At 61.0% G+C, this 11659-nt stretch carries 9 protein-coding genes and 1 pseudogene; 5 read left to right on the top strand and 5 right to left on the bottom strand.

Annotation, left to right across the window (positions count from 1 at the left end; genetic code table 11):
* Window positions 1–236: pseudogene (locus D8U82_RS24205) on the top strand (phage infection protein); the annotation flags it as partial.
* Window positions 237–306: 70 nt separating this feature from the next.
* Here the strand turns inward: D8U82_RS24205 and D8U82_RS24200 are convergent.
* Window positions 307–1389 (bottom strand): DUF1615 domain-containing protein, encoded by a 1083-nt coding sequence (locus D8U82_RS24200; RefSeq protein ID WP_125927578.1) that lies wholly within the window; start codon window positions 1387–1389, stop codon window positions 307–309.
* Between the two features lie 264 nt (window positions 1390–1653).
* On the opposite strand from D8U82_RS24200, the gene D8U82_RS24195 reads away from it, so the two are divergent.
* The 3 genes from D8U82_RS24195 (at window position 1654) to D8U82_RS24185 (ending at window position 6283) form a co-directional block, all read left to right on the top strand.
* Entirely contained in the window at window positions 1654–3858 is a 2205-nt protein-coding gene (locus D8U82_RS24195) for a TonB-dependent siderophore receptor (RefSeq protein WP_125927233.1), read from the top strand.
* Between the two features lie 332 nt (window positions 3859–4190).
* On the top strand, window positions 4191–5717 hold the full coding sequence (locus D8U82_RS24190; RefSeq protein WP_130903143.1) for an FAD-dependent oxidoreductase: 1527 nt from the start codon (window positions 4191–4193) through the stop codon (window positions 5715–5717).
* Window positions 5718–5839: 122 nt separating this feature from the next.
* Window positions 5840–6283: a hypothetical protein gene (locus tag D8U82_RS24185; protein ID WP_130903142.1), complete on the top strand. Its 444-nt coding sequence runs from the start codon at window positions 5840–5842 to the stop codon at window positions 6281–6283.
* A 96-nt stretch (window positions 6284–6379) separates the two neighbouring features.
* Here the strand turns inward: D8U82_RS24185 and hemB are convergent, their stop codons facing one another.
* Window positions 6380–7354 (bottom strand): porphobilinogen synthase, encoded by a 975-nt coding sequence (gene hemB / locus D8U82_RS24180; RefSeq protein WP_130903141.1) that lies wholly within the window; start codon window positions 7352–7354, stop codon window positions 6380–6382.
* A 251-nt stretch (window positions 7355–7605) separates the two neighbouring features.
* Window positions 7606–8304: a glutathione binding-like protein gene (locus D8U82_RS24175; RefSeq protein WP_041477217.1), complete on the bottom strand. Its 699-nt coding sequence runs from the start codon at window positions 8302–8304 to the stop codon at window positions 7606–7608.
* Window positions 8305–8585: 281 nt separating this feature from the next.
* Here D8U82_RS24175 and D8U82_RS24170 point away from each other — a divergent pair, with 281 nt between their 5' ends.
* A complete protein-coding gene (locus D8U82_RS24170) occupies window positions 8586–9260 on the top strand; it encodes a hypothetical protein (RefSeq protein WP_024013504.1) in 675 nt (224 codons plus the stop codon).
* Window positions 9261–9369: 109 nt separating this feature from the next.
* Here the strand turns inward: D8U82_RS24170 and mnmH are convergent, their stop codons facing one another.
* Window positions 9370–10473 (bottom strand): tRNA 2-selenouridine(34) synthase MnmH, encoded by a 1104-nt coding sequence (gene mnmH / locus D8U82_RS24165; protein WP_130903140.1) that lies wholly within the window; start codon window positions 10471–10473, stop codon window positions 9370–9372.
* On the bottom strand, window positions 10473–11507 hold the full coding sequence (selD, locus tag D8U82_RS24160) for a selenide, water dikinase SelD (protein WP_039763432.1): 1035 nt from the start codon (window positions 11505–11507) through the stop codon (window positions 10473–10475). The genes mnmH and selD overlap by 1 nt, the downstream gene beginning before the upstream one ends.
* Between the last annotated feature and the right edge of the window lie 152 nt (window positions 11508–11659).

Genomic DNA, 11659 nt, shown 5'->3' with positions numbered 1-11659 from the left:
AAGGTGGTTCGGATCGTCTGATCGAACGCCGTGTTGCCGAAGGTGGCTCGGATCGTCTGATCGAACGCCGTGTTGCCGAAGGTGGTTCGGATCGTCTGATCGAACGCCGTGTTGCCGAAGGTGGCTCGGATCGTCTGATCGAACGCCGTGTTGCCGAAGGTGGTTCGGATCGTCTGATCGAACGCCGTGTTGCCGAAGGTGGCTCGGATCGGCTGATCGAACGCCGTGTTGCCTGATGCATGACTGCAAGCGCAACACCGCAGAGAAACCCGGCTCCCGCAGCCGGGTTTTTTATGTCTGCGTGTTTTATCCGGCCTTGGCCATGCAGCGCTTGTAGCGCTCGTCCACGCGCTTGGCGAACCAGGCTGTAGTGAGTTTGCGGGTGATCTTCGGACTCTGCAGCACAATCCCCGGCAATACCGCGCGCGGTAACGCCTTGCCTTCGGCCCGCTCCGCCAGTTCGAACACGCGCTGATAGAGTTTGGTCTCTTCGAATTCCAGGGTTTTGCCCTTTTCCAGTTGATCGCGAATCGTCGGGTTGCGCATGCCCAGCGACTTGGCGAGGGTGCGCACCGCCAGTTCGGTACTGCCGGGCATGATCGAGTCGTAGCGAATCAGGTCGCCGTCCAGGGTCAGCGGGATGCCGGAAGCGCGGCTGACCGCATTCTGAAACGCGGCATTGCGACTGGCGTACCAGCCGGCGTTGAAATCGGCGAAACGATACAACGGCTCACGGTAACTCACCGGATAACCGAGCAAATGGGCGATGCCGAAATACATGCCGCCGCGCCGGCTGAACACTTCACGACGAATTGTGCCGTCCACCGGGTACGGATAATCCTTGGCGTGCTCCTCGGCGAATTCGATGCTGACCTGCATCGGCCCGCCGGTGTGCACCGGGTTGAAGCCGCCGAACAGCGTGCGGCCCATCGGCACCATGCCGATGAAGTCGTCGAAAATCGCGCTCAGCTCTTTCTCACTGCGCGCCGCATTCAGTCGTTCGCTGTAGCTCTTGCCGTTGGGCGAGCGCACTTGCAGAGCGCCGCTGACCAGCAGGCTGGGGATGTGCACCTTGGCGGCGCGGCGATCGATTTCGTCGCGGGCGATCTTGCCCAGGCCGGGCACCGTCGGGTCGGCCTGGAAAGTCGATTCCTGCTCGGCCACGGCCAGTACCGAACACAGATTTTGCGTGGTGGTGTTGATGCCCTGTGCGGCGAACGCGGCGTAGATGTCCGTGGCCCAGCCCTGACGGTCGGCAGTTTTCGCCGGCAACAACCGAACGATTTCCGCCTTCACTTCGGCCGGCGGACGCGGCGCCGGTTCGTTGCTGCGCTGGCTGGCGCAACCGGCGAGCAGCAGCACGGCGCCGAGAGTAATGAGTAATCGCATGTTGCTCCATCCAATCAAATTAGCCACAACACCATACACAACCCCCGTAGGAGCTGCCGAAGGCTGCGATCTTTTGATCTTGCTTTTTGCAGATCAGATCAAGATCAAAAGATCGCAGCCTTCGGCAGCTCCTACGCGCTGATGACAAACTGATTGCAAAACGTTACTGCGAAACCCTATCATTCGCGCCTGGAGTCGCATTAGCGCAAGGAGTTCCGCGCCGCCCTTATTTTTTCATTGGCCGTTCGCCTCCAGGTATCCGACATGCCCGCTTCAGCTCGACTCGGCGCTCCATTTCGCCCGACTTTGCTTGCCCTGCTGTGCTCCCTGACCGTTACCGCCCACGCCGCTGAAGACAACAGCAAAGCGCTGTTGCTCGACGACGTCAACGTCAATGCCCAGGCCCCGACACCCAACGCCCTGCCCCCGGTCTACGCTGGCGGTCAGGTTGCGCGCGGCGGCCAGTTGGGCGTGCTCGGCAATCAGGACATGATGGACGTGCCCTTCAGCGCAGCGTCCTACACCGAGCAATTGATCCAGGATCAGCAGGCGGAAAACGTCGCCGATGTGCTGCTCAACGATTCCTCGGTGCGGCAGGCCTCGGGCTTCTCCAACCAGGCGCAGGTCTTCATGATTCGCGGCCTGCCGCTCAATGGCGATGATATTTCCTATAACGGCCTGTACGGCGTATTGCCCCGGCAGATCATTTCCACCGATGCGCTGGAGCGCGTGGAAGTGTTCAAAGGCCCCAACGCTTTCATCAACGGCGTGACCCCGACCGGTTCCGGCATCGGCGGCGGCGTCAACCTGCAACCCAAGCGCGCCGGCGACGTGCCGCTGCGCCGTTACACCACCGACATCAACAGCGAAGGCCGCATCGGTCATCACTTCGATATCGGCCAGCGTTTCGGTGAAGACAACCGCTTCGGCGCGCGGGTCAACCTGTCGCAGCGCGAAGGCGACACCGGCATCGATCACGAGAACCAGCGCTCGAAACTGTTCGCCATCGGCCTGGATTATCGCGGCGATGCGCTGCGGGTGTCCGGCGACTTTGCCTATCAGAAGGAACGCGTCAACGGCGGCCGCAGCTCGGTCAACCTCGGCACCGCCACGCACATCCCGGACGCGCCATCGGCGGACACCAACTACGCGCCGAAATGGGGCTACACCGACATCGAAGACACCTTCGGCATGCTCCGCGCCGAATACGACCTCAATGACAACTGGACCGCCTACGCCGCCGGTGGCGCCAAGCACACCCGTGAAGTCGGCCGCTACAACTCGACCACGCTGGTCGGCAACAACGGCGCATCGTTCACCACCGGCTCGTTCGTGCCCCATGACGAGGACAACACCAGCGTCATGGCCGGCCTCAACGGCAAATTCAACACCGGCCCGGTCAGCCACAAGCTGAATTTCGGCCTGACCGGGATCTGGGCCGAGCAGCGCAGTGCCTATGACTTCGACCTGACCCGCTACTCGAACAACATCTATCACCCGATCACTACCCCAGCGCCGGTCGGCAACTTCGCCGGTGGCGATCTCAACGATCCAGGCATCGTTGGCAAGACCTTCAACCGCAGCGTGGCGATTTCCGACACCCTCGGGTTCTTCGATGATCGCCTGCTGGTCACCGCCGGTCTGCGTCGTCAGCAACTGGTGGTGCAGGGTTACAGCTACGCCAGCTACGGCAGCGGCCCGCGCTCGTCGAGCTACGACGAGTCGATCACCACGCCGGTGTACGGCATCGTGTTCAAGCCGTGGGAGCATGTGTCGTTCTACGCCAACCATATCGAAGGCCTGGCCCAAGGGCCGACTTCGCCGACCAGCTCCGGCGGTTTCCGCGTCACCAACGGCAACGAAGTCTACGCACCGAAACGCTCCAAGCAGACCGAACTGGGCGTGAAAGTCGACATGGGCACCTATGGCGCGAGCCTCGGTGTTTATCGCATCGAACAGCCAAGCGACGGCTACTGCGAAATCAACAGCGCCACCACCTGCACCTACGTGCGCGAAGGCGAGCAGATCAACAAAGGCGTGGAGATGAACGTCTTCGGCGAGCCGATCGACGGCCTGCGCCTGATCAGCGGCCTGACCCTGATGGACACCGAACTGAAAAACACCCTCAACGGCGCCAACGACGGTAACCGCGCCATCGGCGTGCCGACCTTCCAGTTCAACGCTGGCGTGGATTGGGACGTGCCGGGCCTGCAAGGCGTTGCGCTGAACGCGCGGATGCTGCGCACCGGCGGGCAATACGCCGACGCGGCGAACAACCTCAGCCTGCCGACGTGGAACCGCTTCGACGCGGGCGCGCGCTATGCGTTCAAGGTGTCGGAGAAGGACGTGACCGTGCGGTTCGGCGTCGAGAACGTGGCGAACAAGAAGTACTGGGAATCGGCTCAGGGCGGCTACCTGACCCAGGGCGAACCGCGAGTGGCGAAGTTGTCGGGGACGATCGACTTCTAAGCGCCGGAAAGATCAAAAGCCCCTCACCCTAACCCTCTCCCAGAGGGAGAGGGGACTGATCGGGTTGCTTCGACAATTGAAGCCGACCTGATATTCCGAGTCGAACTCAAATCTTGAAAAGCTTGAAGATCGGCTCCCTTTCCCCCTCGCCCCCTTGGGGGAGAGGGCTGGGGTGAGGGGGATCGATTCGGGCAACACCGAACATCTTCAGCCGAACACCGAACAGCCCCACTCGCCTGACTACCACGCAGCCTTACTCCGTCTGGCCGACCACACTGGCCACCCTCTCCCGCTGATCCATACTTGCTGCACAGCCACAGGAGGACAGCCCCATGAACCGCAGCGACGTGCTGATCATCGGTGCCGGCCCGACCGGTCTGGTCCTGGCGCTGTGGCTGAGCAAACTCGGCGTGCGCGTGCGCATCATCGACAAGACCTCGGCGCCAGGCTCCACTTCCCGCGCTCTGGCCGTGCAGGCACGCACCCTCGAGCTGTATCGCCAACTCGATCTGGCCGACACCATTGTGCGTCGCGGCCATCAGGTCGCGGCGGCGAATTTCTGGGTCAACGGCAAACCGGTCGCGCACTTGCCGCTCAAGCGCATCGGCGAAGGCTTGACGCCCTACGCGTTCGTCGAGATTTTCCCGCAGGACGAGCACGAACGGCTGTTGCTCGAGCGCCTCGAAGACTACGGCGTCAGTGTCGAGCGCAATACCGCACTGGACAGCTTCGAGGAAACCGGCGACACCCTCACCGCCCACCTGCGCCTGCCCGATGGCCGGCAGGAAGTCTGTCAGGCCTGCTATCTGGCCGGTTGCGACGGCGCCCGTTCGGTGATGCGCAAAGCCCTCGACACCGACTTCCCCGGCGGCACCTATCAGCAGATTTTCTACGTCGCCGATATCACGGCCAGCGGCCCGGCGCTGAATGGCGAGTTGCATCTGGACCTGGACCAAGCGGATTTTCTCGCGGTGTTTCCACTGGCCGGCGAAGGCCGCGCGCGACTGATCGGCACGGTGCGTGACGAACGCGCCGAGCGTGCCGAAACCCTGCAATTTGCCGACGTCAGCAGCCGCGCCATCGAGCAGCTGAAAGTGCACATCGAAGACGTACACTGGTTCTCCACTTACCGCGTGCATCACCGCGTGGCCGAGCACTTTCGCAACGGCCGGACGTTTCTGCTCGGCGATGCCGCCCATGTACACAGTCCGGCCGGTGGCCAGGGCATGAACACGGGCATTGGCGATGCAATCAATCTGGCGTGGAAACTCACTGCCGTGCTCAGTGGTGGCGCCGAGCCGAGGCTGCTCGACACCTACGAATCCGAGCGCATCGCCTTCGCTCGCCGACTGGTCTCCACCACCGACAAGGTCTTCAGTTTCGTCACCGCGCAGGGTCGTATGGCCGATCTGCTACGGATGCGTGTGGCGCCGTTTCTGCTGCCGAAAATGGCCGGGTTCGAAGCCAGCCGCGAATTCCTGTTTCGCACGGTCTCGCAAGTCACCCTCAACTATCGCGGCATGCCACTGAGCCAGGGTGAAGCCGGCCACGTGCACGGCGGCGACCGCTTGCCGTGGGCGCATGATGGCGAAGGAGATAATTTCGAGCCGCTACGGCAGCCGTGCTGGCAGGTGCATGTGTACGGCGACACCAGCGACGAGATGATCGCCTGGTGCGCCGAACACCACTTGCCGCTGCACGTCTTCGACTGGCGCCCGGCGTTTGAAACGGCGGGATTGGGGCGCAACGGATTTTATCTGTTGCGGCCGGATACCTATGTGGCGATTGCCGACAACAGTGCCGATCCGAAGGTGATCGAACGCTACTTCCGCGATCACGGTATCCGGCCTTTTCAGTGACCTTCACACCTCGTTGGCCAGCCATTCGTCGGAAAGACCTGAACACCTGTCAACTCTGACAGTAGACGCATTGCGCAGCGCCACCTCTAATCATTGCTCACCGTTTTCAAGGAGCAATCAAGATGGAACTGTCCACCGCAGACCAAGTGCAAGACATAGAGGTCACTGGAACATTAAACGCACTGTTCGAAGTCGCCGACCACCAACCTTTAAATGCTGCTTTGATCGAGTTGCGTTCAACCCAGCGGGTAAAATATGAGTTTCGAGGGAGAACGGAGGCCAACGACAGGTCTTTTATATTTCAAATTTTCAGAGATCTGGAAGATGGAACATATGAAATACATTCGACCTACTACCAGTACGCCGCAGTGTACTTTGCAAATCATGCAGGTTGGACGTACGCATCGCCCAATCAATCAATCTTGCATCTAACGATTTCTGAAAATAAAACTCGTTTCAGTGGAAAAATCAAAGCTGATTTCGATCCAATCGAACACAAAATTGGTGCTCCAACGCTGCATGTCACTGCGTCGCTAGGTGTCAAACTCAGCAAAGCTCTTTTCTGATAAAAATCGAGTCATGGAGACGATCGCAACCTGACGCCTCTGCCTACAAGGAGCAACCATTCCATACAGGCAATGCTGCAAGTTGCGATTCCTTTCTCAGATCCCCGCCAACGCCAGATCCATCGCAAAGTAAGTGAAGATCAGATCCGCCCCGGCACGCTTGATTGCGCCAAGACTTTCGCGCACCACGCGCTCTTCATCGATCGCACCGGCCTGGGCGCCGAACTTGATCATCGCGTACTCGCCGCTGACCTGATACGCCGCCAGTGGCAGGTTCGAGGCCTGGCGAATGTCGCGGATGATGTCGAGGTAGGCGCCGGCCGGTTTGACCATCAGCGCATCGGCACCTTCCTGCTCATCGAGCAGCGATTCGCGCAGGGCTTCGCGGCGGTTCATCGGGTTCATCTGATAGCTTTTGCGGTCGCCCTTGAGCGCGCTGCCACCGGCCTCGCGGAACGGGCCGTACAGTGCCGAAGCGAATTTGGTCGAGTAGGCCATGATCGGAATCTGCGTGAAGCCGGCGGCGTCGAGCGCCTGGCGAATCGCGCGCACCTGGCCGTCCATTGCTGCCGACGGTGCGATTACGTCAGCCCCGGCGCGGGCGGCGGCCACGGCTTGCTTGCCGAGATTGATCAGAGTCTGGTCGTTGTCGACTTCGTGGTTGTGCATCACACCGCAATGGCCGTGATCGGTGTACTCGCAGAAGCAGGTGTCGGACATCACGATCATTTCCGGCACGGCGTCCTTGGCAATGCGCGACATGCGCGAGACCAGGCCGTCTTCGCGCCAGGTGTCACTACCGTTGGCATCGAGATGATGGGACACGCCAAAAGTCATCACCGACTTGATGCCGGCACGGGCATAGCGCTCGATTTCGCTGGCCAGTTTGCGCTCGGGAATGCGCCGTACGCCGGGCATGCTGGTGATCGGCACGAAGTCGTCGATGTCTTCCTCGACGAAGATCGGCAGGACCAGATCGTTCAGGCTGAACTCGGTTTCCTGGAACAGACTGCGCAGGCTCGCATTGCGGCGCAGACGGCGGGGACGTGCTTCGGGGAACTGACTGGACATGGGGCCTTTCCTGAAAACAGCGGATGAGACGAAAGTCGTAGGGGGCGAAGCTTATGCCTTGCGGCGGGTGCGGGACAAACCTGGATCAATCAAGAGAGCGTTACCGGGCTTGTAATAATCCTGCTGCTGATCGCGCATTTCCCCCTGTGGGAGCGAGCCTGCTCGCGAATGCGCCGGGTCAGACATAGAAATGTTGTCTGATACGACGCTTTCGCGAGCAGGCTCGCTCCCACAGTGGCGACTGTGTTGGGTCAGGACGGGATGGTCAGGCCACGAATGACCGCCGGGCGCGCGAGAAACCGCTCCAGCACCCGTGTGACATTGGGGAAATTCTCAATCCCGACCAGATCCCCAGCCTCATAGAAGCCAAGCAGATTGCGCACCCACGGGAACGTGGCGATGTCAGCGATGGTGTAACGCTCGCCCATGATCCAGTCGCGGCCTTCGAGGCGAGTGTTGAGCACATTCAGCAGGCGTTTGCTCTCCTCGACATACCGATCGCGTGGACGCTTGTCCTCGTAATCCTTGCCGGCAAATTTGTTGAAGAAACCGAGCTGGCCGAACATCGGGCCAATGCCGCCCATCTGCCACATCAGCCATTGGATGGTCTCGTAGCGCAGCGCGCCTTCTTGAGCGAGCAACTGACCACTCTTGTCGGCCAGATAAATCAGGATCGCGCCGGATTCGAACAGCGGCAGCGGTTTATCTTCCGGGCCATGCGGGTCGAGGATCGCCGGGATCTTGTTGTTCGGGTTCAGCGAGAGAAATTCCGCCGAGGTCTGGTCGTTGGTGTCGAAACCGACGCGGTGCGGCTCGTACGGCAGGCCGATCTCTTCGAGCATGATCGACACTTTGACGCCGTTGGGAGTCGGCAGGGAGTAGAGCTGAATCCAGTCCGGGTACTGCGCCGGCCATTTCTGAGTAATCGGGAATGCAGACAGATCGGTCATTGGAAGCATCCAGTCACAAATTGAAAACCGATCATAAAGTAGGCCTGCCGCTGCGCCTACACGAACCGTAACATCCTGTCGCTAACCTGCCTGCATGCCCGCAAAGGTTGCCGCTAGAGTGCTGCGCACTGGCCTGGAACGAACCAAACGGCGTTACAGGACTCTGAGTTATGCCTTTCTCGCAGAGGAAGCTGTTCATGACAGGGAAACACCCGGTGCTGGGAGCCCGCGGTGCCAAGGTTTGTCAGCCTTAACCGATTTGCTGAAGAACCTTCAAATTGATGACGAATCTGATGAGTTTCGCCAAACGCTTCAAACATCGCGCGTACGTGGCCCTGCCCTCCCTGCTGGCAGTCAGCGCGCTGTTTCTGTCCCTCGAATCCAGCGAAAGCCGCGCACAACCAGCGGACGGCACGCAGACGCTGGTGTTCCTGCGCCACGCGGAAAAGCCCGAAGGCGGCCTCGGCCAGCTCAACTGCCAGGGCCTGAACCGCGCCATCGACCTGTCGACGCTGCTGCCGGAAAAATTCGGCAAGGCCGACTACGTGTTCGCCGCCAACCCGACGCGCAACGTCGAGGAAGGCGAGCTGGACAATTCCTACAGCTACATTCGTCCGCTGATGACCATCAGCCCGGCCGCGATCAAGCTCGGCCTGCCGGTGAACATCGAGTTCTCCGCCAACGACACCAGCGATCTGGCCCGCGAGCTGCTGGACGAGAAGTACCACAACTCGACGATCTACACCGCCTGGTCCCACGGTTATCTGCCGGATCTGATCAATAAGGTCGCTGGCAACGCAGTGGGCGAGCGGCAGAAGATCACCGATGACTGGGCCGGCGATGACTTCGACTCGCTGTATGTACTGACCCTGAAGTGGCACAACGGCAAGGCCAGTTTGCAGAGCCATGTCTACAAACAGGGGCTGGATAACGGCAAGGACACTTGCCCGACCTGATTTTTGTAGCGCCTGACCTTGCGTCTTCGCGAGCAGGCTCGCTCCCACAGGGAACCGCATTTCAACTGTGGGAGCGAGCCTGCTCGCGAAGAGGCCAGTTGCTTGCACCTCAAGCCTTCTGGCTCACCCTCGCACGCAAATACTCGATCACCGCCCCCCGCTCTCCGGCAAACTCGATCCGCCCGCCCTTCTTCTCGCGCTGGAACACATACATCGGGTCGTAATACTCGCGCAGCAAACCCTCGATCCAGCCGCGATGCAGATCCACCGCACCGCTGCGGCCCTGTTCGGCCAGCGCCTGCTCCATCAACACCAGCATCCGCGAATGGCGCTCACCGCCGAGGCGTTTCTGTACGTTGTTGAGGCTTTCCAGCAGACGTTCGGAGAACAAGGCAAAACCGTTTTCACCGTGCACCGAGGCGAACTCCGCCGACAGATCGATGACGTAATCACGCAGGATCCGTTCGACGCGATCCTCGAAGCGATCTTCCAGCCAGACCATCGGGTGCTGCTGCATGCCCTGATACAGCGGCAGCGGCAAGGCGCAACTGCCGACCACACGGCTCTCGTCTTCGAGCACAAACTGCTCGATCCCGGCATCGCGTTTCTTCAGGAAGTCGATGGCCAGGCGATTCTCGAAATCGATGTTCGACGGTTGCCCGGTGGCACGCTTGCCGAAACTGGAGCCGCGATGGTTGGCGTGGCCTTCCAGATCCACACCGTTGCGCAACTGCACCAGCACTTCGGTCTTGCCGGTGCCGGTCATGCCGCCGAGCAAAACAAAATCACACTGCGCGATGGCTTGCTCAAGGGTGTCGATCAAAAAGCTGCGCATCGCCTTGTAGCCGCCGCCGACACGCGGATAGTCGATGCCGGCCTCGTCGCGCAGCCACTGCTGGGTGATCTGCGAGCGCAAGCCACCGCGAAAACAGTACAGATAACCATCGGGATGAGCCCGGGCGAAGTCGGCCCAGGCCTGGATGCGCTCGGCCTTGACCGAGCCGGACACCAGTTGGTGGCCCAGCTCGATCGCCGCCTGCTGGCCATGCTGCTTGTAGCAGGTGCCGATCTTCTGCCGTTCCAGATCATTCATCAGCGGCAGATTGACCACGCCGGGGAACGCGCCTTTGTGAAACTCGACCGGCGCGCGGGCATCCATCATTGGCCGGTCGTTGAGGAAAATATCGCGGTAGTCGGTGCAGTCGCGGAGCATCAAATCACCTCGACCGCGTTCGTCTGTCGCTCAACCAGTTCGCCGATCGGCGCAAGGTTCAGGCCCAGTTCGGCGGCAACACCGAGGAACTCGTCATTGCCTTCAGGCGTGACCGCAATCAGCAGACCGCCGCTGGTCTGCGGATCGCACAGCACGCGTTTGTGCAACTCCTGCACGCGGCCAACCTTGCTCGAATAGCTGTCGAAGTTGCGCAGCGTACCGCCCGGCACGCAGCCCTGATCGAGGTAGTACTCGACGCTGTCCAGACGCGGCACGCGGTCGTAGGCGATGCGCGCGGTCAACTGGCTGCCGTCGGCCATTTCCACCAAGTGCCCGAGCAGGCCGAAACCGGTGACGTCGGTCATCGCGGTGACGCCGGCGAGTTTGCCGAAGCGGCTGCCAGGCTTGTTCAGGGTGCACATCCAGTCGCGGGCGACACCGACGTCGGCGGCGCGCAACTTGCCCTTCTTTTCGGCGGTGGTGAGGATGCCGATGCCCAGCGGTTTGGTCAGGTACAACAGGCAACCAGCGGTAGCGGTGTCGTTGCGTTTCATGTGGCGCTTTTCCACAAGCCCGGTGACGGCGAGGCCGAAGATCGGCTCCGGCGCATCGATCGAATGCCCGCCCGCCAGTGGAATACCCGCCGCGTCACACACCGAGCGACCGCCACGAATCACTTCCCTCGCCACTTCCGGCGCCAGCACATTCACCGGCCAGCCGAGGATCGCGATCGCCATCAACGGATCGCCGCCCATCGCGTAGATGTCGCTGATCGCGTTGGTTGCGGCAATGCGGCCGAAGTCGAACGGGTCATCGACAATCGGCATGAAAAAATCGGTGGTCGACACCACACCACGCTCGGCATCGATCTCATACACCGCCGCGTCATCACGCGAGGCGTTGCCGACCCAGAGTTTCGGATCGAGGTTCTGTGCGCCGCTGCCGGCGAGGATCACTTCCAGCACCTGTGGGGAAATCTTGCAGCCACAACCGGCGCCATGGCTGTATTGGGTCAGACGAATCGGCTCGCTCATGGGAGAGTCTCTGGCAATGAATGGGGCGGATTCTAGCAGAGCGCGAGCGCGCAGATTTTTGTGCTGACCGAGCGGCCCCCTTCGCGAGCAGGCTCGCTCCCACATTCGTACGGTGGTCTCCTGTGGGAGCTAGCCTGCTCGCGAAAGCAATC

Source organism: Pseudomonas sp. Sample_23, assembly GCF_004307595.1.
GTDB classification, from domain to species: Bacteria; Pseudomonadota; Gammaproteobacteria; order Pseudomonadales; family Pseudomonadaceae; genus Aquipseudomonas; species Aquipseudomonas atacamensis.
This window is presented reverse-complemented; position numbering and strand designations above follow the sequence as displayed.

What these genes read in the sequence shown, in the direction of transcription:
- D8U82_RS24190 (WP_130903143.1), top strand. Translation starts at nt 4,191, where the DNA reads ATGAACCGCAGCGACGTGCTGATCATCGGTGCCGGCCCGACCGGTCTG.
- D8U82_RS24185 (WP_130903142.1), top strand. Translation starts at nt 5,840, where the DNA reads ATGGAACTGTCCACCGCAGACCAAGTGCAAGACATAGAGGTCACTGGA.
- selD (WP_039763432.1), bottom strand. Translation starts at nt 11,507, where the DNA reads ATGAGCGAGCCGATTCGTCTGACCCAATACAGCCATGGCGCCGGTTGT.
- D8U82_RS24195 (WP_125927233.1), top strand. Translation starts at nt 1,654, where the DNA reads ATGCCCGCTTCAGCTCGACTCGGCGCTCCATTTCGCCCGACTTTGCTT.
- D8U82_RS24175 (WP_041477217.1), bottom strand. Translation starts at nt 8,304, where the DNA reads ATGACCGATCTGTCTGCATTCCCGATTACTCAGAAATGGCCGGCGCAG.
- D8U82_RS24170 (WP_024013504.1), top strand. Translation starts at nt 8,586, where the DNA reads ATGACGAATCTGATGAGTTTCGCCAAACGCTTCAAACATCGCGCGTAC.
- hemB (WP_130903141.1), bottom strand. Translation starts at nt 7,354, where the DNA reads ATGTCCAGTCAGTTCCCCGAAGCACGTCCCCGCCGTCTGCGCCGCAAT.
- mnmH (WP_130903140.1), bottom strand. Translation starts at nt 10,473, where the DNA reads ATGCTCCGCGACTGCACCGACTACCGCGATATTTTCCTCAACGACCGG.
- D8U82_RS24200 (WP_125927578.1), bottom strand. Translation starts at nt 1,389, where the DNA reads ATGCGATTACTCATTACTCTCGGCGCCGTGCTGCTGCTCGCCGGTTGC.